At 60.5% G+C, this 22,973-nt stretch carries 27 protein-coding genes; 12 read left to right on the plus strand and 15 right to left on the minus strand.

Annotated elements, in window-relative coordinates; all coding sequences use genetic code 11:
* Nucleotide 1: 1 nt before the first annotated feature.
* From QPW08_RS08485 to QPW08_RS08500, 4 genes are read right to left on the minus strand one after another with little or no spacing between them, the layout of a single operon-like run.
* On the minus strand, nt 2–328 hold the full coding sequence (locus QPW08_RS08485) for a DUF6122 family protein (protein ID WP_284125298.1): 327 nt from the start codon (nt 326–328) through the stop codon (nt 2–4).
* 11 nt (nt 329–339) lie between these two features.
* Nucleotides 340–2,517, minus strand: a complete 2,178-nt coding sequence (gene purL / locus QPW08_RS08490; RefSeq protein WP_284125299.1) for a phosphoribosylformylglycinamidine synthase subunit PurL — start codon at nt 2,515–2,517, stop codon at nt 340–342.
* Between the two features lie 10 nt (nt 2,518–2,527).
* A complete protein-coding gene (locus QPW08_RS08495; protein WP_284125300.1) occupies nt 2,528–3,208 on the minus strand; it encodes a hypothetical protein in 681 nt (226 codons plus the stop codon).
* The gene (locus QPW08_RS08500) at nt 3,208–3,603 is read right to left on the minus strand and encodes a DUF2177 family protein (protein WP_284125301.1); all 396 of its coding nucleotides are present in this window, start codon (nt 3,601–3,603) and stop codon (nt 3,208–3,210) included. The genes QPW08_RS08495 and QPW08_RS08500 overlap by 1 nt, the downstream gene beginning before the upstream one ends.
* 62 nt (nt 3,604–3,665) lie before the next feature.
* Here QPW08_RS08500 and QPW08_RS08505 point away from each other — a divergent pair, with 62 nt between their 5' ends.
* The 11 genes from QPW08_RS08505 (at nt 3,666) to QPW08_RS08555 (ending at nt 14,913) form a co-directional block, all read left to right on the plus strand.
* Nucleotides 3,666–3,929 carry an exodeoxyribonuclease VII small subunit gene (locus tag QPW08_RS08505; protein WP_284125302.1) on the plus strand — a complete coding sequence of 88 codons (264 nt, stop codon included), beginning with the start codon at nt 3,666–3,668 and terminating at the stop codon, nt 3,927–3,929.
* 1 nt (nt 3,930) lies between these two features.
* On the plus strand, nt 3,931–4,839 hold the full coding sequence (locus QPW08_RS08510) for a polyprenyl synthetase family protein (RefSeq protein ID WP_407674566.1): 909 nt from the start codon (nt 3,931–3,933) through the stop codon (nt 4,837–4,839).
* Nucleotides 4,839–5,351 carry a pantetheine-phosphate adenylyltransferase gene (gene coaD / locus QPW08_RS08515; protein ID WP_284125304.1) on the plus strand — a complete coding sequence of 171 codons (513 nt, stop codon included), beginning with the start codon at nt 4,839–4,841 and terminating at the stop codon, nt 5,349–5,351. Before QPW08_RS08510 ends, coaD begins: the two co-directional genes overlap by 1 nt.
* 96 nt (nt 5,352–5,447) lie before the next feature.
* Nucleotides 5,448–6,134, plus strand: a complete 687-nt coding sequence (locus tag QPW08_RS08520; protein WP_284125306.1) for a peptidylprolyl isomerase — start codon at nt 5,448–5,450, stop codon at nt 6,132–6,134.
* A gap of 53 nt (nt 6,135–6,187) precedes the next feature.
* A complete protein-coding gene (gene queA, locus QPW08_RS08525; RefSeq protein WP_284125307.1) occupies nt 6,188–7,231 on the plus strand; it encodes a tRNA preQ1(34) S-adenosylmethionine ribosyltransferase-isomerase QueA in 1,044 nt (347 codons plus the stop codon).
* 28 nt (nt 7,232–7,259) lie between these two features.
* On the plus strand, nt 7,260–8,201 hold the full coding sequence (locus QPW08_RS08530) for an ABC transporter ATP-binding protein (protein ID WP_284125308.1): 942 nt from the start codon (nt 7,260–7,262) through the stop codon (nt 8,199–8,201).
* Nucleotides 8,198–8,962: an ABC transporter permease gene (locus QPW08_RS08535; protein ID WP_284125309.1), complete on the plus strand. Its 765-nt coding sequence runs from the start codon at nt 8,198–8,200 to the stop codon at nt 8,960–8,962. The genes QPW08_RS08530 and QPW08_RS08535 overlap by 4 nt, the downstream gene beginning before the upstream one ends.
* A 132-nt stretch (nt 8,963–9,094) precedes the next feature.
* On the plus strand, nt 9,095–9,625 hold the full coding sequence (locus QPW08_RS08540; protein ID WP_284125310.1) for an outer membrane protein: 531 nt from the start codon (nt 9,095–9,097) through the stop codon (nt 9,623–9,625).
* Between the two features lie 101 nt (nt 9,626–9,726).
* Nucleotides 9,727–10,860 carry a tRNA guanosine(34) transglycosylase Tgt gene (gene tgt, locus QPW08_RS08545; protein ID WP_284125311.1) on the plus strand — a complete coding sequence of 378 codons (1,134 nt, stop codon included), beginning with the start codon at nt 9,727–9,729 and terminating at the stop codon, nt 10,858–10,860.
* A 76-nt stretch (nt 10,861–10,936) separates the two neighbouring features.
* Nucleotides 10,937–12,916, plus strand: coding sequence for an alpha/beta hydrolase family protein (locus tag QPW08_RS08550; RefSeq protein ID WP_284125313.1), 1,980 nt, complete (start codon nt 10,937–10,939; stop codon nt 12,914–12,916).
* Nucleotides 12,913–14,913 (plus strand): alpha/beta hydrolase family protein, encoded by a 2,001-nt coding sequence (locus QPW08_RS08555; RefSeq protein ID WP_284125314.1) that lies wholly within the window; start codon nt 12,913–12,915, stop codon nt 14,911–14,913. The genes QPW08_RS08550 and QPW08_RS08555 overlap by 4 nt, the downstream gene beginning before the upstream one ends.
* Nucleotide 14,914: 1 nt before the next feature.
* On the opposite strand, the gene QPW08_RS08560 is transcribed toward QPW08_RS08555, so the two are convergent.
* From QPW08_RS08560 to rpiB, 9 genes are all read right to left on the minus strand, one after another.
* On the minus strand, nt 14,915–15,565 hold the full coding sequence (locus QPW08_RS08560; protein WP_284125315.1) for an NAD(P)H-dependent oxidoreductase: 651 nt from the start codon (nt 15,563–15,565) through the stop codon (nt 14,915–14,917).
* A gap of 99 nt (nt 15,566–15,664) precedes the next feature.
* Nucleotides 15,665–16,279, minus strand: a complete 615-nt coding sequence (gene rpsD, locus QPW08_RS08565; RefSeq protein ID WP_284125316.1) for a 30S ribosomal protein S4 — start codon at nt 16,277–16,279, stop codon at nt 15,665–15,667.
* 200 nt (nt 16,280–16,479) lie between these two features.
* On the minus strand, nt 16,480–16,752 hold the full coding sequence (locus QPW08_RS08570; RefSeq protein WP_284125317.1) for a hypothetical protein: 273 nt from the start codon (nt 16,750–16,752) through the stop codon (nt 16,480–16,482).
* 105 nt (nt 16,753–16,857) lie between these two features.
* Entirely contained in the window at nt 16,858–17,070 is a 213-nt protein-coding gene (locus tag QPW08_RS08575) for a hypothetical protein (RefSeq protein WP_284125318.1), read from the minus strand.
* Between the two features lie 38 nt (nt 17,071–17,108).
* Nucleotides 17,109–17,867 carry an RNA methyltransferase gene (locus QPW08_RS08580; protein WP_284125320.1) on the minus strand — a complete coding sequence of 253 codons (759 nt, stop codon included), beginning with the start codon at nt 17,865–17,867 and terminating at the stop codon, nt 17,109–17,111.
* Entirely contained in the window at nt 17,864–18,331 is a 468-nt protein-coding gene (gene nrdR, locus QPW08_RS08585) for a transcriptional regulator NrdR (protein ID WP_284125321.1), read from the minus strand. The genes QPW08_RS08580 and nrdR overlap by 4 nt, the downstream gene beginning before the upstream one ends.
* Nucleotides 18,332–18,565, minus strand: a complete 234-nt coding sequence (locus QPW08_RS08590; protein WP_284125323.1) for a hypothetical protein — start codon at nt 18,563–18,565, stop codon at nt 18,332–18,334.
* A 10-nt stretch (nt 18,566–18,575) separates the two neighbouring features.
* Complete coding sequence (glyA, locus tag QPW08_RS08595; protein ID WP_284125324.1) at nt 18,576–19,886, minus strand: serine hydroxymethyltransferase; 1,311 nt, start codon at nt 19,884–19,886, stop codon at nt 18,576–18,578.
* Nucleotides 19,887–19,888: 2 nt separating this feature from the next.
* A complete protein-coding gene (gene rpiB, locus QPW08_RS08600) occupies nt 19,889–20,338 on the minus strand; it encodes a ribose 5-phosphate isomerase B (protein WP_284125325.1) in 450 nt (149 codons plus the stop codon).
* A gap of 122 nt (nt 20,339–20,460) precedes the next feature.
* Here rpiB and QPW08_RS08605 point away from each other — a divergent pair, with 122 nt between their 5' ends.
* Nucleotides 20,461–21,606, plus strand: a complete 1,146-nt coding sequence (locus QPW08_RS08605; RefSeq protein WP_284125326.1) for a putative 2OG-Fe(II) oxygenase — start codon at nt 20,461–20,463, stop codon at nt 21,604–21,606.
* Nucleotides 21,607–21,610: 4 nt separating this feature from the next.
* Here the strand turns inward: QPW08_RS08605 and QPW08_RS08610 are convergent, their stop codons facing one another.
* Entirely contained in the window at nt 21,611–22,234 is a 624-nt protein-coding gene (locus QPW08_RS08610) for a ParA family protein (protein WP_284125327.1), read from the minus strand.
* Nucleotides 22,235–22,327: 93 nt separating this feature from the next.
* Nucleotides 22,328–22,969 (minus strand): hypothetical protein, encoded by a 642-nt coding sequence (locus QPW08_RS08615; RefSeq protein WP_284125328.1) that lies wholly within the window; start codon nt 22,967–22,969, stop codon nt 22,328–22,330.
* Between the last annotated feature and the right edge of the window lie 4 nt (nt 22,970–22,973).

Below are 22,973 nucleotides of genomic sequence, written 5' to 3' on the forward strand. Positions count from 1 at the left end.
GTCACCATCCTTGCATGATACAATCGCCATAGTCGACGGCCAGATGCCACAAGGCCCCGAGACCGAAGGCTCGTAACCACCAGCGCGGCATCAGCAGCATCGCTGCATAGAGAGCCGCAGCGTAGGCTGTGTGAAGCGGATGGAACCCGATGCTGCATCGATTCGGATCGAAGACCGGGCTCGCAAGCAAGTGATCGATGTCGATCAGGTTGGCGGCGATCATGACCAAACCTGCCTGCTTCCACCGATCGCGCCAGAGCAACCAGGCGGCAGCAAAAGGTATCAGCCAGTGGCCGCCGTAGTGCAGGGCTGGCTGGACGAAACCCACCGGGGCTGCTGTCAGGCTTCCATCCAATCGCGGAAGAAGCTGGCGTGAGCTTCTCGCAGGTCAGCCAGTGAAACTGGCGAACCGTTGAAGACCAGCGAATCCCCGCCAACCGTACCGATTGGCGTAAACGGCACTTCAGACCGATCGAGATCCGCTTCGTTGCGATAGGTCACGATGTAACGGGCCTGGCATTCATTGAAGGCAAATTCGGCATTCATGCCGTCGAGCTCCGCCCCAATGCCCCCAGCCAGCGCCATCTCTGCGACTGCAACTGCAAGTCCGCCATCGCTTATGTCGTGGACCGCCGTGACCTTACCTTCGGCGATCAGCTTGCGGATGATCTCGCCGTGGAGCAGCTCGTCCTTCAGGTCGACCTTGGGCGGCTCGCCGGCTTCCACCCCATGGATTTCACGTAGCCATAGTGACTGCCCGATCTCCGGGTAGTGCGGGCCGATGGCGGCGATGAGCTCGCCTTCGGCCTTGAAACCCATGGTCATCATCCGATCGTAATCGTCGATGATGCCGACCCCACCGATCGCCGGGGTAGGCAGGATCGCCGAACCACCGCCGGTCGACTTGCTCTCGTTGTAGAGGCTGACATTGCCGCTCACGATCGGATAGTCGAGCGCGCGGCAGGCATCACCCATGCCGCGCAAGGATTCGACGAACTGAGTCATGATCTCGGGCCGTTGCGGGTTGCCGAAATTGAGGCAATTGGTGATCGCCAGTGGTCGTGCGCCCACCGCGCACAGATTGCGATAGGTCTCCGCCACCGCCTGCTTGCCGCCTTCATAAGGATCGGCGAAGACATAGCGCGGGGTGCAATCAGTGCTGATCGCCAGCGCTTTCTTGGTCCCGTGGACACGAACCACCCCGGCATCGCCGCCGGTCTGCAGGGTATCGGCACCGACCTGGCTGTCATATTGTTGCGAAATCCAGCTGCGCGAGGCGAGGGCGGGGGTCGCCATCAGTTTGAGCAGATCATTCGTGATTTCGAGGCTGTGCGGAACGTCCGGGAGCGGCGCAACCTTGGCCCACGCCTTGTATTCTTCGGCCGAAATCGTCGGGCGGTCATACAGCGGTGCTTCGTCGGCCAGCGGACCGAGGGGGATGTCGCAGACAACCTCGCCGCCAAACTCCAGCACCATGCGCTGGGTATCGGTCACTTCGCCGATAACCGCAAAATCGAGCTCCCATTTTTTGAAGATTGCCTCGGCCATCGCTTCCTTGCCGGGCTTCAAGACCATGAGCATGCGTTCCTGGCTCTCGCTCAGCATCATCTCGTAGGGGGTCATGCCCTCTTCACGGCACGGTACCTTGTCCATGTCGAGCCGGATGCCGGTCTTGCCATTTGTGGCCATTTCAACGCTGGAAGAGGTCAGGCCCGCTGCGCCCATGTCCTGGATCGCGACGATGGCATCGGTTGCCATCAGTTCGAGGCAGGCTTCGATCAGCAGCTTTTCCGTGAACGGATCGCCCACTTGCACGGTTGGGCGTTTGGCATCGCTGTCTTCCTCGAAATCGGTTGAGGCCATGGTCGCGCCATGGATCCCGTCGCGCCCGGTCTTGGAACCGACATAGACGATCGGGTTTCCCACGCCGGTAGCGGCGGAATAGAATATCTTATCGGTATCGGCGACACCCACGGTCATCGCGTTGACGAGGATGTTGCCGTCGTAGGCGGGGTGGAAATTGGTCTCGCCACACACCGTCGGTACGCCGACGCAATTGCCGTACCCGCCGATCCCTGCGACTACACCCTGCACCAAGTGCTTCATCTTCGGATGTTCGGGACGCCCGAAGCGCAGCGCGTTGGCATTCGCCACCGGGCGCGCTCCCATGGTGAAAACGTCGCGCAGGATCCCGCCAACCCCCGTTGCTGCGCCCTGGTAAGGCTCGATATAGCTCGGGTGGTTGTGGCTCTCCATCTTGAAGATGGCAGCTTGTCCGTCGCCGATATCGATCACCCCGGCGTTCTCGCCCGGACCGCAGATGACCCATGGCGCCTCGGTCGGGAGTTTTTTCAGGTGGACGCGTGATGACTTGTAGGAGCAGTGCTCGCTCCACATCACGGAGAAAATGCCCAGTTCAACGAGGTTGGGCTCGCGTCCCAGCGCGTGAATAAGGGTCTCATATTCTTCGGATGACAGGCCGTGCGACTCGACGACCTCGGGTGTGATCTCGGACATGGCAGCGCCCCTAGCGAAGCACGCTGGGGACCGCTAGTCCGACCTCCCTTTTATGCCAACGTGTCGAACCGACCCACACCGCAATCAAGGTGGGCAGGCCAAAGCCGACAAAGCCGAGCAGGGGGGTTGCGATGGTCCATTGATCGGGTTCCGGGGCGAGCCAGTTGAACGTCTGCAAGCCCAACAGCACCACCAGAAGGATGGCCGGCGGCGCGATCGGCCCTTTGGTACTACGCATGTAGAGGATGAAAGCGCCTACCAGCAGGAACAGCTCCAGCGGTATTTCAATCGCCGGATAGTTCCACAAGCCGAGCCCCAACTTGGGCGGTGCCCCGGTCAATGTGAGGTCCTGTGTGTGAACGAGGAAATCGAGCAACCAGTGCGAAACTACGACTAGCCCACCTACGATGGCTGCGAAAAGATCGCGACGCCAGAGGATGAGGATCGCCGCAAACGCCAATCCCCAAACGGCGCTGCCCAAGAGACTATGTGTATACGGCATGTAGTAGAGGTCCATGGAGTTCATGGTCGTCATGCCAGGGGTAATCCGCATCTTTTCGATGCCGACGATGCTGAGGGCAAAGAAGCCCCAGTCGACGAGCTGTCCGGCCACGAACAGGGTTCCAAGTTTCGGAGCGCGCGGGGAAGCGGCAGCGGCGAGAAATGCGGGAGCCCAGTGGCCGATGAACATCAGGCAAATTTTCCTACGATCCAGGTAGCCGCCGTCGCCGACACGCAGGTGGCAAATGCACCCCATACTATGTCGGTGAAGGTCACATATGTCGGCCACGTCTTCATGATGACTTGGTTCGTAAGGTCGAACGTCGCGTAACACAACGCCCCTAAGAGCGCGCCATTCAGTGCGGCCGCACCCAGACCGCCGGCCAGGCCTGGCTTGACCGCGAACCATACGGTCCCTGCGACATAGATGAGGTAGAAGGGCACAGCGACACCCATGCGAAACTCGGTTGCGAGGATATCACCCAGGGCTGGGCGGTAGAAATTGGGGCCAGCCCAGCTCAACCAGATCGCGTCAAGCAAGCCAAACACAAGAGCGGTCGCGAGGAACGCGTATATCCAGATCATAATCGGTTTCCTTTCAAGCTCGCCGCTTGACCCGCGCGGGGGGCAAGGCCAATGCTGCAGCCATGGATGAGGTAGGAACCGCCGACACGGCGAAAATATCCGAAATGAGTTTCGAAGATGCGCTTCGGGCGCTTGAGCAGGTGGTACGCCAGCTCGAAAGCGGGGAGGTGGCGCTCGACCAGTCGATCACGCTTTATGAGCGTGGAGAGAAACTGCGCCAGCACTGCCAGGCGCGGCTCGACTCGGCGCAGGCCCGGATCGAGGCCATTGTGCAGGATTCGCAAGGCCGGGCCAGCAGTACCAAGCCGTTTGATTCCGATGGGTGACATGCATCTTGTCGACAGTGACGGCGCCAAGCTCAAAGCGGCGCTGACGCGCATCGCGCGCGATGTCGATGCGGTTTTCGATGCACTCCTGCCGGTCCCGGAAGATACCAGGGCTCCGTTGGTTGAGGCCATGCGCTATTCTGCCATGGACGGCGGGAAACGCGTGCGTCCCTTGCTGTTGATCTCGACGGCGGAAATGCTCGGCGTCAGTCGCGATCCCGCCCTGCGCGCTGCATGTGCAGTGGAATCGATCCATGTTTACTCGCTTATCCATGACGATTTGCCCTGCATGGACGACGATGATTTGCGCCGCGGGCGGCCGACCACGCACAAGGCTTTCGATGAAGCGACCGCTGTGCTGGCTGGCGACTCCCTCCATGCCCTCGCGTTCGAGATCCTGACTGACGAAGAGACGACCAGCGATCCTTTCACCCAGGCCGAACTGGTGCGATGCCTGGCCACTGCAAGCGGAATGAGCGGTATGGCAGGTGGCCAGATGATGGATATGGCTGCCGAGAGTTCGGAATACGACCTGCGCACGATCACGCGCCTGCAGCAGCTGAAGACCGGGGCACTGCTTGCCGCCTCTGTCGAGATGGGGGCGATCCTCGGCAAGTTGCCACCAGAGGGCAGGACGCCCTTGCGGGCCTATGCCCGGGATATCGGTCTTGCCTTCCAGATCGCGGACGACTTGCTCGACGTCGAAGGCGATGAGCAGAAAGCCGGAAAGGCGCTGCGCAAGGATGACGGCCAAGGCAAGCAAACCTTTGTCAGCCTGATGGGGATCGAAGGAGCCAGGAACCAGGCTCGTGCACTGGTGGACCAGGCTATCGGGCACCTTGGCCAATATGGCGAAGATGCCGCCGTTCTTCGTGCGCTGGCGCGCTATATCGTAGAGAGAGACAGGTAATGGCAGACCGGATTGGGGTTTATCCCGGCACCTTCGATCCCATCACGCGCGGGCATCGCGACATTATCCGGCGCGGGGCCAAGCTGGTCGACAAGCTGATCATCGGTGTCACGACCAATCCATCCAAGAACCCCATGTTCACGCCGGAAGAGCGAATGGAGATGGTAACACAGGAGCTCGCCGACATGGGTCTCGGCAACACCGAGGTCGTCGGGTTCGACGCGCTATTGATGAAATTCGCCAAGGCACAGGGGGCGAACGTCATCGTACGCGGCCTTCGCGCGGTCGCCGACTTCGAATATGAGTACCAGATGGCAGGAATGAACCAGCAACTCGATGCCAATATCGAGACAGTGTTCCTGATGGCTGATGTCTCGCTGCAACCGATCGCCTCCAAGCTGGTCAAGGAGATCGCCCTCTACGGCGGCGATATCGCACCTTTCGTCAGCCCCTCGGTGAAAGCCCAGGTCGAAGCAAGGGTGGAGGAAATCGGCCGTCGGGGTGACTACTGAGCGAGCCCATCCTATTCATTGCAGTGACAGAGGCAGGGCGCTAGACGGCCCGCCAAGATGACCAAATCCGCCAGGATCGAATTTTCCAGGACAACCATGATCAAACGCCTCATCGCCGCCACCGCTTTTGCAGCCCTGTTCTCTAGTCCGCTGGTAGCCCAGGACGCAGAAGCTACGCCTGCCGCTGCCGCAGCAAAACGCTCGCCGCTCAGCTATGCGAAGATCAACTACAACCTGAACGAAGATCGCGAGAACATTCTGTTCCTGGATCTGTCGACGGGTGAGCGAGTGGCGATCCGCCTGATGCCGGACTGGGCCCCGAACCATGTCGAACGCATCAAGACGTTGACCCGCCAGGGGTTTTACGACGGCATTATTTTCCACCGCGTGATCGAAGGATTCATGGCCCAGACGGGGGATCCGACGGGCACCGGACAAGGCGGCTCCAGCCTTCCCGACCTTGAGGAAGAGTTCAATCCGATGCCGCATGTGCGCGGGTCTGTTTCCATGGCCCGCGCGCAATCGGAAGACAGCGCCAACAGCCAGTTCTTCCTGGTGTTTTATCCCCGCTTCAATCTCGACAAGACCTACACCAACTTCGGTCGGATCATTTCGAACATGGCTGCCGTTGATCATATTGCCCGAGGCGAGCCGCCGGCGTCCCCGACCCGCATCCTGCAAGCCTCTATCGCTGCCGATAACAAGCCTGTGCCGCAACCGGCCCCGGCCCCAGCACAGCAGGACATCTCGGTCGACGATCTCAACGCTCCGATCGGCGAGTGATCGCTGCAGTTGAGGGGTGACGCTGGCGTTGGCGGCGGCTAACGGCGCAGGCCATGCGCGTTGACCTCTTCGATTTCGAGCTTCCGCCAGAGCTCATTGCCCTGCGACCGGCAAGCCCGCGCGATGCCGCGCGCATGCTTGTGGCACAAGGGCCTGGAGGATTGGACGACTGCAGGGTTTTGGACCTGCCGGATATCCTCAAGGCCGGCGACGTGTTGGTCTTCAATGATACCAAAGTCATACCCGCCCAGCTGACCGGCAAACGTGGCGATGCAACTATCGGGGCTACTTTGCACAAGCGGCTCGACCTCCGGCGCTGGCAGGCGTTCATCCGCAATGCGAAGCGCTTGAAGCCGGGAGACACAGTCGACTTCGGGTCCGGAGTCGAAGCACTGGCCGAAAGCAGAGGGGATGATGGCAGCTACACCTTGGTCTTCCTCGGCGAGGAACCCGTCGAAGTGCTGCTGGAGCGGGCCGGAACCATGCCGCTGCCGCCCTATATCGCGGGCAAGCGCGCCACCGACGAGCGCGACCGCGAGGATTACCAGACCCTGTTCGCAAGAGAGGAGGGTGCCGTGGCGGCTCCGACCGCGGCGTTGCATTTCACGCCACGGCTGACCGACGCGCTCGATGCAGCCGGGATTGGTCGCGAGACACTGACCCTCCATGTCGGTGCCGGAACCTTCATGCCGGTGAAGGTGGAAGATACCGAGGATCACCGGATGCATTCTGAATGGGGCCGGATCGAACCCGAGGTGGCAGAGCGGCTCAATGCGGTGCGTGCAGCGGGCGGACGGATAATTGCGGTCGGTACCACCAGCCTTCGTCTCCTGGAAAGTGCGACGGGCGAGGATGGCGTGGTCAAGCCATTTGCAGGTGACACCGAGATTTTCATCACCCCCGGCTATCGCTTCCGCGCCATCGATGGCTTGATGACCAATTTCCATCTGCCCAAGTCCACGCTCATCATGCTCGTCAGCGCTCTGATGGGACGCGAGCGAATGATGGAGGTCTATGCCCATGCCATCGCGCAGGGCTATCGCTTCTACTCCTACGGGGATTCGTCGCTGTTAATTCCCGGCGAAGCAGCTACGTAGCTGTCTGCAACTGAATAGCGGGGCGCGTATGTCGGAACCGATCCTCGAAATCGAGGGACTGTCAAAGACCTATCCTGGCGGGTTAAGGGCGCTCGAAAACGTTGACCTTACCATTCGCAAGGGTGAAATCTTTGCTCTGCTGGGACCCAACGGTGCAGGCAAGACCACCTTGATCGGGTCAGTCTGCGGCCTAGTGCGTCCGACCGGCGGCACAATCCGCGCTTTCGGCTATGACATGGCAACGCACTGGCGCAAGGCGCGCAGCCGGATCGGCTTGGTGCCGCAGGAACTTTCGACCGACATGTTCGAACCGGTTATCCGCGCCGTCAGCTATTCGCGTGGTCTTTTCGGCCTCTCTCCTGACAAGGCACGGATCGAGGAGATATTGCGTTCGCTGAGCCTGTGGGAAAAGCGCGACGAACGCATCATGGCGCTTTCGGGCGGGATGAAGCGACGTGTGTTGATAGCAAAGGCGTTGGCACATGAGCCTGACCTGTTGTTCCTCGACGAGCCTACCGCCGGGGTCGACGTCGAGCTACGCAAGGGCATGTGGCAGATCGTCGGCGAAATGCGCAACCGCGGCGTGACCATCATCCTTACGACGCATTACATCGAGGAAGCGGAGCTGATGGCCGACCGGGTCGGGATCATCAACGGCGGCAAGCTGCTGATGGTCGATGACAAGGATGCCATGATGGGCCGGCTCGGGCGGACCGAGGCGCATATTGCGCTTGCCGCACCGCTCGCTGCGCTGCCCGATGCGCTGTCGGACTTCCCGCTGGAACTGGAGAATGACGGCCACTCGCTATGCTATCGCGGCGGGGACGGTACCGGTAAAGGCAAGGCCGAAGTGGCCGCCGTTGCCAAGGCACTGGTGGCCGCTGGGATCGACTTTACCGGCATCGAGACCCGTGAAAGCAGCCTAGAGGACATCTTCGTCTCGCTCCTGGGCGAGGAGGCTTCGGTATGATCAATTTCCGTTCCACCTGGTCGATTTACGAGCGCGAGCTGTTTCGCTTCCTGCGCACGGCGTTCCAGTCGGTGCTGGCACCTGTGTTGACCACCTCGCTCTATTTCATCGTGTTCGGCGCTGCCATCGGCGGGCGCATGCCCGACCTGGGCGGGGTTGACTACGCCGCTTTCATTATCCCCGGCCTGCTGATGCTGACCTTGCTAGGCGAGACCACCAGCAATTCGAGCTTTGGCATCTATATGCCTAAATTCACGGGGACAATTTACGAACTTCTCTCAGCTCCGGTGGGCGTGGCGGAGACGCTGATCGGTTTTGTGGGAGCCGCCGCAACCAAGAGCCTGATCCTCGCCACCATCATCTTGCTGACCGCGCGCCTGTTCGTGGATTACAGCATTGCCCATCCCTTGCTTGCGATGGGCTACATCGTGCTGGTCGCCGCCGCCTTCAGCCTGTTTGGCTTTATCTTGGGCATATGGGCCGATAATTTCGAGAAGCTCGGCATTATTCCCATGCTTTTCCTGACCCCGCTGACATTCCTTGGCGGGACATTCTATTCCATCGAGATGCTGCCCAAACCGTGGGACCAGCTCGCGCTCGCCAACCCGATTGTCTACCTCGTAAGCGGGCTGCGCTGGACCTTTTACGGCAGTTCCGATGTCGATATCCGTATCTCGTTTGCGATTACCCTGGCTTTCCTTGCGATATGCGTCGGGATCATTGCCTGGATCTTCAAGACTGGCTGGCGGCTGCGCAGCTGACATGCCGTTCGTCGAACGCCGTTACCGTCTGATCTGATTGTCTTTTTCCTGACAACGCCGTTCATTTTCCGGCAATTGGGAATGGCCCAATTCGCTCTCGCCCGCTGAGGGCGGATTATCAGGAATCAGAACATGAATACCAAATTTCTCCCGGCAACTGCCGCAGTTGCTGCATCGCTCGCGTTCGCTACCCCCGCGTTCGCACAGGACTCCGACAGTGGCGCAGAGCCGTTCGTTGGTGCCTCCATCGGTTATCATGACATTGGGGCCGGTATCCCCGACGATGACGGCATGATCTACGGTGCCGTAGCCGGGGTCGATGTCCCGGTCAGCAAGACGTTCTTCATCGGCGCGGAAGCAAATTACCACTTCGGCGACGGCGCGATCGACAGTGAGTATGGCGTCGCTGCCCGGGCCGGCGTCAAGCTCAAGGGTGGCACCAAGCTCTACGTTAAGGGCGGCTACCAGGAAGTCGACTTCGACCTCGCCTCCATCCTCGGCGCTCCTGTCCCGGCCGGTCTCGACGACACCGATGGCGATTATCTGGTCGGTGTCGGCGCTGATATTGCGCTCGGCGAGTCGCCCGTGAGCCTGCGCCTCAACGCGGATACCATCGCATTTGATTCGACCCGGATCACCGCAGGCGTTCTCTACAAGTTCTAAGAGCCACCGCTCTTCGGATACCCGGCGGGGTCGGCCTTGCGGTCGGCCCCGTTTTGGTTTGGCGTGACACAGCGGGCCCGCATCGCTACGCGGCGCTGGCAATGAGCACGCGCTTCTCTTTCTCGATCCACGCCACCGATGGGAAGGCCCGCACCGGGCTGATCCGCATGCAGCGTGGCGATATCCGCACGCCTGCTTTCATGCCGGTGGGAACCGCGGCGACAGTCAAGGCGATGAAGCCGGAAAGTGTGCGCGCTGCGGGCGCGGATATCATCCTGGGCAATACCTATCACCTTATGCTGAGACCGGGTGCGGAGCGGGTCGCGCGGCTAGGCGGTCTGCACAAGTTTATGAACTGGGACCGCCCCATCCTGACCGACAGTGGCGGCTACCAGGTGATGAGCCTGAGCGATCTGCGCAAGCTGAGCGAACAAGGTGTTGAGTTTCGGAGCCATATCGACGGCTCGAAGCACATGCTCACCCCGGAAAGATCGATGGAAATCCAGCGCCTGCTGGGGTCGGACATCGTCATGGCCTTTGATGAATGCCCCCGCGCCGATCAGCCCCGCGATATGATTGCCCGGAGCATGGAGCTCTCCATGCGCTGGGCCAGGCGCAGCCGCGATGGGTTCGATGCTGGCAAGGAGCATGCCGAACGGGCTGCCTTGTTTGGCATACAACAGGGCGCGCTCGATGAAGGGCTTCGGCGGGAAAGCGCGCAGAAACTCACCGAGATCGGCTTTGACGGTTATGCCATCGGTGGCCTTGCGGTGGGCGAGGGACAGGAAGCAATGTTCGCCACGCTAGACTTCGCGCCAGGCCAGCTGCCTGACGATCGCCCGCGCTACCTGATGGGGGTGGGGAAACCCGACGATCTTGTCGGTGCGGTCGAACGCGGGGTGGACATGTTCGATTGCGTGCTGCCAAGCCGCTCGGGCCGCAACGGCCAGGCTTTCACCTGGAACGGCCCGCTCAACCTGCGCAATGCGCGCTTCGCCGAGGATCAGGAGCCTCTCGACAGCCGTTGCCAGTGCCCGACCTGCTCAACCTATAGCCGTGCCTATCTCCATCATCTCGTAAAGTCTCAGGAGATACTTGGGGCTATGCTCATGACCGACCATAACATCGGCTTCTACCAGCAATTGATGCAAGCCATGCGCGATGCCATTTCGGACGCTCGATTTGGCGCCTTTGCAGCGCAGTTCCGCCAGGAATACCTGAACCGGGAAGACTAACCGAAGCCCCCTCTTTTCAAATCAATCCAGCCCGCTAATCTCCAAGTATCTGATTGGGGAATACAAGGGTCTGTTCATGCGTTCTTCGTTCTCGCTCGCTGCGATTGCAGCTGTACTTTCGGCTGCACCGGCGGTTGGCCAGACGCTGGCGGAAGACGCCGCCGCGTTCGGCGCGCGCCAATCGGTCGCGGAGATCTCGATCTCACCCTCTGGGGACAAGATCCTTTATATCCAGCCCGGCAACCAGTCCGATGAAACGATCTATGTCGTTGACCTGGCAAGCGGTGGAGCCCCCAAGGGGATCATCACCATGAATGAAGCCACGGCGCGGCTTAGCTGGTGCCAATGGGCTACAGACGAGCGGATCGTGTGCGAGATTTTTGGCACGGCCGACGCGGGGGGACTGCTGCTCAGCTTTACCCGGGTGATATCGATCGCAGCAGACGGATCCGATACCGAGATGCTCACACCAACGCAGACCTACAAGACCATGGGTGTCCTGCAGGATGGCGGCGACGTGATTGCGTTGGAGGCCAATGGTAATCCGGGTGAGGTCCTGATGACCAAACGCTACATCAAGGAAGACAGCCGCAACACGCGCTTGTTCAACGACAAGGAAGGTCTGGGCGTCGATCGCGTCGACGTGGTCAACGGCAAGGGACGCGCTGTGGAAGATGCTGCGTTGCGCGCAGTGTCCTACATGGCCGATGAAGAGGGGCGGGTGCGGATCATGCTGGCAGGCGACACCCGTGCCAGCGGCTATGATGGCAGCGAATATCGCTACCTCTATCGCAAGAAGGATTCGAAGGAATGGCTGCCGCTTTCCAGCATCGATGCCTCCGGGCCGCTCGAAGTCGGTTTCCGTCCGCTTGCCATCGATAGTGCCAAGAATGTGGTCTACGGCATTGATCGCAAGGATGGCTATGACGCGCTATTTGCCTTCTCGCTCGACGGGACGGAAACCAAGACCGAAGTCCTTTCTATCGATGGTATCGACGTAGATGGAATTGCACAGATTGGCCGGCAGCGCCGGGTCGTCGGTGCCAATTTCGCGACCGAGAAATCTTACACTCGCTATTTCGACGAGGAACTGAGCAAGCTCGCCGGCGCATTTGCCAAGGCGCTGCCTGGCGACCCTCAGATCACCATTGCTGATGCCAGCGCAGACGAGAACGAGCTTGTCCTCATCGCATCGAGCGATACCAATCCCGGAAAGGCCTACCTGTTCGAGAAAGACACACGGTCTTTGAGCGAGTTGCTCGACCTGCGCTTGCCTTTGGTAGGGCGCGAGATGGGAGCGATGAAACCCATCACCTATACCGCAGCCGACGGCACGGAAGTGCCCGGGTACCTCACCCTGCCGCCAGGCAGCGATGGGAAGAACTTGCCAACCATTGTCATGCCGCACGGCGGCCCCGGTTCCCGCGATGTTTGGGGGTTCGACTGGCTGGTGCAGTTCTTCGCGGCGCGCGGTTATGCCGTGATGCAACCCAATTTCCGCGGCTCTGCCGGTTACGGTTCCGACTGGTTCGGAAAGAATGGTTTCCAGGCATGGGATACCGCTATTGGGGATGTGAATGATGCCGGGCGCTGGCTCGTAGCTCAAGGCATTGCCGACCCTACCAAGCTGGCTGCCGTGGGATGGTCTTACGGCGGCTATGCCGCGCTCCAGTCGCAAGTTGTGGATCCGGACCTTTACAAGGCAGTGGTTGCAATTGCGCCCGTGTCCGACCTTGAACTGTTGCGTGAGGAGAACCGCAAGTACACCAGCTATAGCTACTGGGACCGCGTGATCGGTAACGGGCCCCACGTCGCGGCTGGCTCGCCGGCTCGTCATGCCGACCGGTTCAAGGCTCCGGTCCTGCTGGTCCATGGGACGTTTGACCAGAACACCAGCGTGGCACAGTCTAAGCTGATGGAGGACCGCCTCCAGAGCGCAGGCAAGAGTGTCGATTACCTCGAGTTCGATGGGCTCGATCACAACATCGTACATAGCCAGGCGCGCGGGATAATGCTCAAGAGGATCGGCGAATTCCTCGAGGGTTCGCTGCAATGAGGCGACTCGTTCGCGCGGTCCGCTGGCCCGCATCGCTTCTGGTCGCTGGCCTCACGGTCCAGTTATCGGCTGAAACGCTGCAGGAAAGTGCTGAGAAGTTTGGCGCCCGATCATCGGTGCTGGACGTCAGCCTGTCCCCGTCTGGCAACAAGGTTGCCTGGATCGCTCCTGGACCAACGAACGAAGAGGTCCTCCACGTGGTCGATCTTGCCGGCGACGGGGCCATGCGCACAATCCTCAACAACACCGGCCCTGATGTAGACCTGACGCAATGCGACTGGGCGACCGAAACCAGGCTGGTGTGCGAAATCGAAGGTATCCTCGTCCGGACCGATGGAGTGCTTCTCGGGCTATCGCGGCTCTTCGCCGTCGATGACGATGGATCCAATGTCGAGGTGCTGAGCGAACGAACGAGCTCGCGCGCGTTTGGCACCGTGCAAGATGGTGGTACCATTGTAGCGCTGGATCTACCCGGCGAGGAAGACGGCATCCTGATGACCCGGCAATATGTCGAAGAGGCCACGACCGGCTCTCGCTTCGGCAGTGACAAGTCGGGCTTGGGTCTCGACCGGGTGGACATATCGAACGGCCGCAAGCGTGCTGTCGAACAGCCGGACGATCGCAATGTGCGTTATGTGGCCGATCAGTTTGGGAATGTCCGCATCCGGGTCTGGCGACTGATCGATTCCTACGATGGCTACCAGACGGGTGATATCGTCTATTTCTATCGCGATATTGGCGAGAAGACGTGGACCAGGCTCGGTGATGTCACGATTGACGGAAACCCCGGCGCGCGCTTCACGCCGGTCGCGGTCGATGCAGATCGCAACCTGGCGTATGGTTTTACGACCATCAACGGATTCGATGCCATTGCCGAGCTCCCGCTTGACGGAAGCGGGCAGGGCAAGGTGTTGATGAAGCGGGGCGATGTCGACGTCGACCGCCTGATCCGCATCGGTCGCCAGCGCCGCGTTGTCGGTGCCAGCTACGCCACGGAGAAACGGGCTATCCAGTACTTTGATCCGGCGCTGGCCGAACTCGCCAGGCAACTGGGAGAAGTCCTGCCCGGAAAACCGCTCGTCGATATCGTAAGCGCGAGTGCTGACGAGAACATCCTGCTGCTGGTGGCATCGAGCGATACCGATCCCGGCATGGTGTACCTGTATGACCGGACAGCGCTGACGCTAGAACCTCTGTTGCCCATGCGCGATGCGCTGGTTGATCAATCGCTCGGGGCCATGCAACCGGTGAGCTTTCCCGCCGCCGATGGTACTATGATCCCCGGCTATCTTACCTTGCCGCCAGGTTCCGAAGGCAAGAACCTTCCTGCGGTCGTCCTGCCGCATGGCGGGCCCGGTGCACGTGACGAATGGGGTTTCGACTGGCTGGTCCAGTTCTTTGCGGCTCGCGGCTATGCCGTGCTTCAGCCCAACTTTCGCGGCTCTGCCGGCTACGGGGAAGACTGGTTTGGGCGCAACGGCTTCCAGGCATGGGAAACCGCCGTTGGTGATGTGAATGACGCAGGAAGATGGCTTGTGTCGCAAGGTATCGCGGACCCGTCAAAGCTGGCTATCGCTGGATGGTCCTATGGCGGCTACGCAGCGTTGCAATCACAAGTGCTTGACCCTTCACTGTACAAAGCTGTGGTAGCGATCGCGCCGGTTACCGATCTCGATTACTTGCGAGAGGAAGCGAGAGCCTATCGCAATTTCGAGCTGGTGGACGAGTTTATCGGGCGTGGCGACCATGTCGCAGCAGGCAGTCCTGCGCGCCACGCCAAGGGTTTTTCCGCGCCGGTTTTGCTGGTCCACGGCACGCTCGACCAAAATGTCGAAGTTCGTCAGTCACGCTTGATGAAGGACCGTCTGGAAGATGCGGGCAAACGCGTCGACTATGTCGAGTTCAAGGATTTGGAGCACAGCCTGAAAGATAGCAAGGCGCGTGCAAGGATGCTAAAGAGGATCGGGGAATTCCTCGAACGGAGCCTGGAAAGCTGACTTAGGCGCTGGTCGAAGCTGCCTTTGACTGCTGGAGGAAACCTTCCAAGCGGGCAGCTTTTTCCTGGGGCTTGCTAGGTCCGGCTGTTCGCGCCAGCTTTTCGATCTTAGCGGTCCATTTGACCCAGTTCTTCTCGGCCGAGCCCTGTTTGACCGGGCCCAGTGGCAGTACGCGCGCAGGCTTGAAACCGCAAAAGTCGAGCACCTGCTTGCGCCAACGGCGAACGATGGAATCGCCATAGGCAAAACGCAGGAAGATCCGCGGCGTGTCCATGGTGATAATGGCATCAGCCGAACGCCCCGCCATCAGCCGGTCCCACCACGGGTCATCGCTATGATAGGCAAACGTGAAACCAGGCAGAAGCAAACGATCGAGCAACCCTTTGACGATGGCGGGTTCGGCACCCCACCACATCGGGAAGCAAACGACGAGATGGTCACAGGCATCAAGCTCTTCAGCCAGTCGTGAGATATCGGGTTCCCAGGGCGTTCGCCTGGCGTAGCCGAACCGCAGGTTGGGCGTGAAATCGAGGTCGCGCACCGCAATTCGTACAATGTCGGATCCAGACGGGAGCGCAGCCTCGTAGATATCAAGCAATGCAGACGTTAGCCGGCTCTCATCAGGGTGACCGTCGATCAAGACCACACGCATCGTCATCTCCTGCCTGTGCGCGCATCATGACAGCTTGTGCAACAAACAAAAAGGGCGGCCGTTTCTGGCCGCCCTCTTCGTATTCGCAATGGTCAAACGTTAGCGCGAGTAGAACTCGACCACGAGGTTCGGTTCCATGGTGACCGGGTAAGGCACTTCGTCGAGCTTGGGCACGCGGGTGAAGGTCACCTTGTCGTTGCCGTCAGGAGCGACGTAGTCCGGAATGTCCCGCTCGGGCAGGCTCTGCGCTTCGATGACGAGAGCCATTTCCTTGGCCTTGTTGCCGAGGCTGACGACGTCGCCGACCTTGACGCGTGCGCTAGGGATGTTGGTCTTCACGCCGTTCAGGTAGATGTGGCCGTGGTTGACGATCTGGCGAGCGGCAAAGACGGTCGGCGCAAACTTGGCGCGGTAGACGACCATGTCGAGACGCTGCTCAAGCAGGCCGATCAGGTTCTGACCGGTGTCACCCTTCATGCGGCTGGCTTCGGCATAGGTGCGGCGGAACTGCTTTTCCGTCACATCGCCGTAATAGCCCTTGAGCTTCTGCTTGGCGCGCAGCTGCAGGCCGAAGTCGCTCATCTTGCCCTTGCGGCGCTGGCCGTGCTGGCCCGGGCCGTAGGAACGCTTGTTGACGGGGGAATTCGGGCGACCCCAGATGTTTTCGCCCATACGACGGTCAAGTTTGTACTTGGCGCTCTTGCGCTTCGACATAAGTCTTTCCTTCAATTTGCTCAGGTCCGCCGTGTGCGAACCCATCGAACCCGGTGCGCACCACCCGGCCTATTATGCCGGGCGCGGCCACCGCTTCACCGGGGTGCGGGGCCAATCGGGCGCGCAAGTAGCGCGGTGCCGAAGTGAAGGGCGCCCAATAACGCCCGGACGCCTCAAGTCAAGCAGAACCGCCGCTGAATCTAGAAGGCAACTTGGCGAGCCAGCAGTTGACCAAGGTGCCGCAGGTTCGGCTGCGCATTGGCCATCGTCACCGCCTTGCTCCATTCCTTGCGAGTGATGCAGATGCTGCCGTCGCTCGGCCGATCAAGGCAGAGAACTTCGCCCTCAGTCTGGCCTGCAAGCACCATCTCCGCCTTCTCGGACACGAATGTCTTGTCTGCCGCAAGCCGGCCATCGTCAGCGTTGATGGTAACGAGTGGCAGGCTACCAGCTAGGATAATGGCAGTGAGCATAGGTTTTCCCCTTCGTCGGTCATGTCCCCTTGCCGCGATTAAAGCGTTGCAATGATGACATTTTCCTGAACCATTGAAGGCATTACATTACCCGAGGAGATCCGCTCAGTTGCCCTGGTTGGCGTCCTGCCACTGCTCCTTCGTCAGGCAGACCTTCTTCTTGCGCCGGCTATTCATGTCTTCGCGGATATAGCGACAGATCTTTGCGCTTTCAGTCCGCTCTTCGACCTGCGGCTGAGCTTCGACTTCTGGTTTCTCAGCAACTGCATCGGGTTGGGCACTGCCTAGAAGCAGCATGGCGACCACGGTCGTAAACATCGGGATGATCCTAGGTTGGGGTTGGGGGAGGGGGACTATTAGGTGTCTTGCGCACAAACGTCATCTGGGTCGGGGCGTTCCCGGTCGGATCGCTGCAACGATGACAGGACTCCTCGCAAGGTCCGAATCTCAAGATGATTCCAACCAGGCTTGGTGAGAACGTTGCGCAAGGTAAGCCGCGTAGCCGCTTCGCGCGATGCGGGCATGAAATAGCCTTTCGGCCGCAACATGCGCTCGAGATGGTCGACCAATCCGTCAAGCTCTGCCTGCGGGGCGGGCGGCATGAGCTCTTCTTGTGTTGGTTGAACCAATTGTGCACCCTTTGACCACTCGTATGCACACAGGATGACCGCCTGCGCGAGGTTGAGCGAGCCGAAATCGGGGTCGATCGGCACGGTCAAAATAGCGCGGGCGAGTGCGACATCATCTGTCTCGAGACCTGATCTTTCGGGTCCGAACAGGATCGCCGACCGGCCCGGTTCGGTGTGGATAGCCTTCGCAGCTTCCTCCGGAGTGGCGACAGGCTTGGTCACGCCTCGTTTACGCACTGTCGTGGCATAGATATTCGCGCAATCCGCAACAGCTTCAGCCGTTGTCTCATACACTTGCGCGGCCACTAGTACATCATCGGCACCGGCGGCCGACGGGCCGGCATCGGGATTGGGCCAGCCATCCCGCGGTGCTACCAGGCGCAACTCGGTCAACCCGAAGTTTCGCATGGCGCGGGCTGCCTTGCCGATATTCTCGCCCAGCTGGGGGCGAACGAGGACGATGATCGGTTTCCCCGCCAAGTTCACTCTTTCCCCGCTGCCGCTTCCTGCACGGTACTGGCAAATTCTTCAAAGTCTCGCGCCTCGCTGAAATCGCGATAGACGCTGGCGAAACGAATATAGGCCACGCTGTCGATCTGTCGCAGGCCGTCCATCACCATCTCCCCGATCCGGGCTGATGGCATCTCATTATCTCCGGCAGTTTCCACCTGTCGCTGGATGCCGGATACGAGCTGGTCGATCTGTTCCTGCGTTACGCCACGCTTGCGACAAGCCAGGGAAACCGATTGCTCCAGCTTGGCACGTTCGAAGGGTTCACGTCGGTCGCCCGACTTGACCACGGTGACGTCGCGCAGTTGCACGCGTTCGAAAGTGGTGAAGCGTGCACCGCAGCTGGAACACTGGCGCCGGCGACGGATCGCGGCGTTATCCTCTGCGGGCCGCGAATCCTTTACCTGGCTGTCGTCATGCGCACAGAAAGGACAGCGCATTCAGGGGCGAAGCCGTTTGTAGAGCATCACACCGGCACCGGCGACACCGCCGATAATCGGTCCAACCACCGGCAGTATCCACCCGGCCACGGCCCCAACGGCTGCGCCGGTCAGGACCGGTTTGGTCGAGGGGTGGTGCATGCCTTCCTTGAGCATGCCTTGCAGCTCGGCCTTGGCATCGGGCAGCAGGTCATGATCCTGCGCGCGGGGTTCTTCGGGTTCATCGTTAGGCATATCAGTCTCTTCAGCCCTGGGGGTAAACGGGGAATTGCGAGCATAGCTCACTTACTCGCCGGCGGACACTTTCTTCGACCTGGGCATCACCTTCGGGGCCATTCTTCGACAAACCGTCGACCACTTCCGCTATCAGGGCACCGACCTTGCGGAACTCTGCCGGACCGAAACCGCGGGTGGTGCCCGCCGGGGTGCCGAGGCGTACGCCACTGGTAACGAATGGGCTGCGGGTATCGTAGGGGATGCCGTTCTTGTTGCAGGTTAGCCAGGCGCGATCGAGGCCCTTCTCGGCATCCTTGCCGGTCACATCCTTGGACGTGAGGTCGACCAGCATGGAGTGATTGTCAGTCCCACCGGAGACGATCCGCAGGCCATGCTCTTCCAAGCTGGCTGCAAGCGCACGGGCGTTTTCGACCACAGCGCGGGCATAGGCCTTGAATTCGGGCCGTAGCGCCTCGCGGAAGGCAACTGCCTTGGCCGCGACGATGTGCATAAGCGGGCCGCCTTGCAGGCCCGGGAATACCGCCATGTTGAGCGGCTTGGTCAGTTCCTCGTCATCCCACAGGATCACGCCTGAACGCGGGCCGCGCAGGCTCTTGTGTGTAGTGGTGGTGACGACATGGGCATGCGGGAAGGGCGAGGGATGCGCGCCGCCCGCGACGAGCCCCGAAATATGGCTCATGTCGACCATCAGGTAGGCACCTACTTCGTCGGCTACCTTGCGGAAGGCTTCCCAGTCCCACACCCGCGAATAGGCGGTGCCGCCGGCGATGATCAGCTTCGGCTTGTGCTCCTTGGCGATCGCCATGACTTCGTCCATGTCGATGCGCTCGTCATCCTTGCGCACGCCATAGGCAACCGGGTTGAACCACTTGCCGCTCATGTTGACTGGCGAGCCGTGAGTCAGGTGTCCGCCCGAATTCAAGTCGAGACCCATGAAGGTATCGCCGGGGTTGAGCAGGGCGAGGAACACGGCCTGGTTCATCTGCGAGCCCGAATTGGGCTGCACATTGGCAAAATTGCACCCGAACAGCTGCTTGGCCCGCTCGATCGCAAGTGTTTCGACCACGTCGGCATAGTCACAGCCGCCGTAGTAGCGCTTGCCCGGATAGCCCTCGGCATATTTGTTGGTAAAGACGCTACCGGCGGCTTCCAGCACAGCCTTGCTGGCGATGTTCTCGCTGGCGATCAGCTCGATCTTGTCCTGCTGGCGCTTCAGCTCCTTGGCAACTGCGTCTGCCACTTCGGGATCGGCGTCTGCCAGGCTGTCGTGCCAGAAACGGTGCATGATGTCGGCGGTGGTCTGTTCGGCGGTGCTCATGCTCAAAGTGTTCCCGTTTCTGGGGGATTGGAGAGTTTATCGACGCGGCGCTGGTGGCGGCCACCGGCGAATTCGGTTTCCAGGAACGCAGTGACGCAGGCCTTGGCCATGTCGCTGCCTGTCAGGCGAGCGCCGATGGCGATGCAGTTCGCGTCATTATGTTCGCGGCACAGGGCAGCGGACAGCGGTTCCGACACTAGCGCGCAGCGGACGGCCGTGTTGCGGTTGACGGAAATCGAGATCCCGATCCCACTGCCGCACAGGGCTATTCCGCGTTCGGCGGTGCCATCGGCTACGACCGAGGCCAGCCTGTAGCCATAGTCGGGGTAGTCGACGCTGTCGGCGGTCTCGGGGCCGAGGTCAGCGACCTCGTGACCCTGTTCGATCAACCAGTCGCGCAGCTCGGCCTTCAGGTCCACGGCTGCATGGTCGGATGCAAGGGCGATACGCATGCGCGCGCCATAGGGGAGGCGGGTGATTCCCTCCACCCCTGATCGCGGTCTTTCCTCAAGCGGGTGCAACGGCCGGGATGGAGAGGCTTGCCTAGCGCAAATCGTCGGCGCACAGGTAGGTAATGCAATGGGTTGAACCATCCGGATCGCCAGAAGAGAGCGTGCTTCGATCCGCCGATTCCGGTGATGACCTGCCCGAGCGTATCCAGTCGGAACTGTTCCGCATCCGAGAGGCAATGCGACAGGGCCGGCATGCCGAGGCCGTAGACGGTTTCGAAGCCATGATCGCGAGGGGTGAGGGCGCCTATGTCAACTGGTCAGCACTAAGCTCGAGTTACCTCGCTTTGAGGCGAGCCGCGGAGGCATTGCAGGCGTGCCAACGTGGCGAAGAGCTTGGCGTGGATGAACCCCGCCTCTTCATGTGCAAGGCGAGGGCGCTGGCGGCGCTTGGGCAACACGCAGCATCAATCGAAGTTTTTGACCGGGAGTTCCAGCGAACCGGCGATATCCATTCGCTGTTCGGCGCGCTGCGCCTGCTGGTGCGTGCGGGTGATGGGGCTGAGGTATTGAGGTACTGCTCTCTTGCCAGTGATACCCATGGCGACAACACGGTGCTGAGGGCGATCCGTGCCATCGCGTATTCAATGACAGGCGATCGCGACGCCGCCTGTGCCCTGGTCGATCTCGATCGCCATGTGGCGGTAGCCTCAATCGAAGGTAGACAATCGGGCGATCTGGTCGATTTCAATGCTCGTTTGGCCACCGAGGGACGCCTCCTGCTTGATCCGTCACCCGATTTTACGCTGATCAACGAAGTTCATCTGCCGCCGCCTGAATGCAGCGCATTAGTCGAGTTGCGATCTATCGTGAAGACTGCCGTGGATTCCTACGTGCAGGAGGCTTCGAAACGGGGGCTCGGCCACTGGTTGCCCTCGCAACTGCCCCCCGTGCGTCTTCGTAGCGGCGTAACCATGGTGCGGGCGGGCGGAACAGCCGGGCAGCATATCCATCGCACCTCGCTCTTTTCGATTGTCTACCATGTGGATGTACCCGAAGCGGTACTCGTAGCGAAGGATGGGCGTGGTGACCTGCAAATCGGTGCAGTGGAGAAGTTTAGTGGAGGTCACAAGGCATGCTGGGGTGAGCGCAGAGTTCCTGCGCAACCGGGTCAACTGACCATCTTCCCGGCGCATTTCTTCCACGATGTCATTCCGACAGGTGTTGATCCGGTACGTACATCGATGGTGTTCGACGTAATCCCAGCCTGATCGGCTAGCCGAGCTGCTTCTTCACCCACTTCCACAGCTTCTTAGCCTCCTTGGCCGCCTTGCCGCCGGAATCGATCTCCGCAGCGACCTCTCCCTTGGCTGAAGATTTATGGAAATCTGCGCGTTCGCCGAAGGTTACGGGGCAAACCTCAAGGCCCAGTTGCTTGGCGGCTTCGGTTGCTTCGGCAATCTGCCTGGTGGCACCCGATGGAACCGCATTGAGGACGACAAAAGCGGGCTTGCCTGAATGCTGCAGCATGTCGGCTACGCCTTCAAGCGCGTGCAGGTCGAAAGCGCGTGGACGCGAAGGGATCAGGACGAGGTCGGCCGCCTTGATCGCTTCGCGCATGGCCGCTTCGGCATGCGGCGGGGTATCAATCACGACAATCTCGACATCATCCTGCTTTCGGGCTCGCTCGATCGTCTTGCCTAGCCGTGCCGGGGGGCTGGTGACCACGATCGGGAGGAAGTCCCCGCGCCAGTCACCCCACGCAGCGGCTGTGGCCTGGGGATCGGTATCGATAATACATGCAGGCAGTTTGCCCTGCGTGGAGCTAGCAGCAAGATGCAGGGCAAGGGTGGTCTTCCCGGACCCGCCTTTTTGGCTGACGATGGCGATAACGGACATGGAAAGGCTTCCCCGACTAGATGGCGCTCGATCCTCTCCCGACCCGACATCTGCCAGCCCGCACTTGCTAAGTCCAGCCCACCTGCTGCGAGCCTAGTCGCCCTCTTCCGCAGTAGCGAAATTGATCGTGCGCGAGGTCAGATCCAGATAGTAGCGCCGTGCCTGTTTGCCTTCATCCGTCAGGGAATATGATCTGCCGTAGGATCCTTCGCAGAACTTGTCCGTACTGGCGATAGGTACCCTCTGGCTGCGGACGAGGTTCATCGCCTCAAGTGAGTCCAGCGAACCCAGCAGGCGGCGGCGAGCCTCCAGTTCATCCAGTCGCGCAGCGACAAAGTCGGCTGTCTCCCGGTTCGCACGCCTGATGGCCGCTTCGAAACCAGTGAGCGTGCACATGTTTTCCAGCGGGTAGAGTTCACCGATGGCCAACAGGGTTTCTCGCTCGTCGTTATCGAGAGAAGCGAGTTTCGCTGCAATAGTGGCATCCAGCTCGGGCATCCTTGCTGCTTCGCTGCCGTTGAACTCGACATTGAACGAGCCGATCGACACGCGCTGGGCATCCTGCGCCGACATACGCTCCACGAACCCATAAATGGGCGAATAGAACAGGAACAACAGGATGCCGGCAGTTGCAGGCCAGGCTAGTCGACCAAAAAAATCCAGGTATTTCTGCTGGATGTCGAACTTGCTCGCATTTGAGCGTCCGTCTCGCGGCGCGTCTTCTTGCTCTGCCACCAAT

The sequence above is a fragment of the Parerythrobacter aestuarii genome (assembly GCF_030140925.1).
In the GTDB taxonomy this organism is placed as follows: Bacteria; Pseudomonadota; Alphaproteobacteria; order Sphingomonadales; family Sphingomonadaceae; genus Parerythrobacter; species Parerythrobacter aestuarii.

Bases quoted from the DNA above. Each gene is read 5' to 3' on its own strand.
- purL (WP_284125299.1), bottom strand. From the start codon at position 2,517: ATGTCCGAGATCACACCCGAGGTCGTCGAGTCGCACGGCCTGTCATCC.
- QPW08_RS08495 (WP_284125300.1), bottom strand. From the start codon at position 3,208: ATGTTCATCGGCCACTGGGCTCCCGCATTTCTCGCCGCTGCCGCTTCC.
- QPW08_RS08500 (WP_284125301.1), bottom strand. From the start codon at position 3,603: ATGATCTGGATATACGCGTTCCTCGCGACCGCTCTTGTGTTTGGCTTG.
- QPW08_RS08505 (WP_284125302.1), top strand. From the start codon at position 3,666: ATGGATGAGGTAGGAACCGCCGACACGGCGAAAATATCCGAAATGAGT.
- QPW08_RS08510 (WP_407674566.1), top strand. From the start codon at position 3,931: ATGCATCTTGTCGACAGTGACGGCGCCAAGCTCAAAGCGGCGCTGACG.
- coaD (WP_284125304.1), top strand. From the start codon at position 4,839: ATGGCAGACCGGATTGGGGTTTATCCCGGCACCTTCGATCCCATCACG.
- QPW08_RS08520 (WP_284125306.1), top strand. From the start codon at position 5,448: ATGATCAAACGCCTCATCGCCGCCACCGCTTTTGCAGCCCTGTTCTCT.
- queA (WP_284125307.1), top strand. From the start codon at position 6,188: ATGCGCGTTGACCTCTTCGATTTCGAGCTTCCGCCAGAGCTCATTGCC.
- QPW08_RS08530 (WP_284125308.1), top strand. From the start codon at position 7,260: ATGTCGGAACCGATCCTCGAAATCGAGGGACTGTCAAAGACCTATCCT.
- QPW08_RS08535 (WP_284125309.1), top strand. From the start codon at position 8,198: ATGATCAATTTCCGTTCCACCTGGTCGATTTACGAGCGCGAGCTGTTT.
- QPW08_RS08540 (WP_284125310.1), top strand. From the start codon at position 9,095: ATGAATACCAAATTTCTCCCGGCAACTGCCGCAGTTGCTGCATCGCTC.
- tgt (WP_284125311.1), top strand. From the start codon at position 9,727: ATGAGCACGCGCTTCTCTTTCTCGATCCACGCCACCGATGGGAAGGCC.
- QPW08_RS08550 (WP_284125313.1), top strand. From the start codon at position 10,937: ATGCGTTCTTCGTTCTCGCTCGCTGCGATTGCAGCTGTACTTTCGGCT.
- QPW08_RS08555 (WP_284125314.1), top strand. From the start codon at position 12,913: ATGAGGCGACTCGTTCGCGCGGTCCGCTGGCCCGCATCGCTTCTGGTC.
- QPW08_RS08560 (WP_284125315.1), bottom strand. From the start codon at position 15,565: ATGCGTGTGGTCTTGATCGACGGTCACCCTGATGAGAGCCGGCTAACG.
- rpsD (WP_284125316.1), bottom strand. From the start codon at position 16,279: ATGTCGAAGCGCAAGAGCGCCAAGTACAAACTTGACCGTCGTATGGGC.
- QPW08_RS08570 (WP_284125317.1), bottom strand. From the start codon at position 16,752: ATGCTCACTGCCATTATCCTAGCTGGTAGCCTGCCACTCGTTACCATC.
- QPW08_RS08575 (WP_284125318.1), bottom strand. From the start codon at position 17,070: ATGTTTACGACCGTGGTCGCCATGCTGCTTCTAGGCAGTGCCCAACCC.
- nrdR (WP_284125321.1), bottom strand. From the start codon at position 18,331: ATGCGCTGTCCTTTCTGTGCGCATGACGACAGCCAGGTAAAGGATTCG.
- QPW08_RS08590 (WP_284125323.1), bottom strand. From the start codon at position 18,565: ATGCCTAACGATGAACCCGAAGAACCCCGCGCGCAGGATCATGACCTG.
- glyA (WP_284125324.1), bottom strand. From the start codon at position 19,886: ATGAGCACCGCCGAACAGACCACCGCCGACATCATGCACCGTTTCTGG.
- rpiB (WP_284125325.1), bottom strand. From the start codon at position 20,338: ATGCGTATCGCCCTTGCATCCGACCATGCAGCCGTGGACCTGAAGGCC.
- QPW08_RS08605 (WP_284125326.1), top strand. From the start codon at position 20,461: ATGCAATGGGTTGAACCATCCGGATCGCCAGAAGAGAGCGTGCTTCGA.
- QPW08_RS08610 (WP_284125327.1), bottom strand. From the start codon at position 22,234: ATGTCCGTTATCGCCATCGTCAGCCAAAAAGGCGGGTCCGGGAAGACC.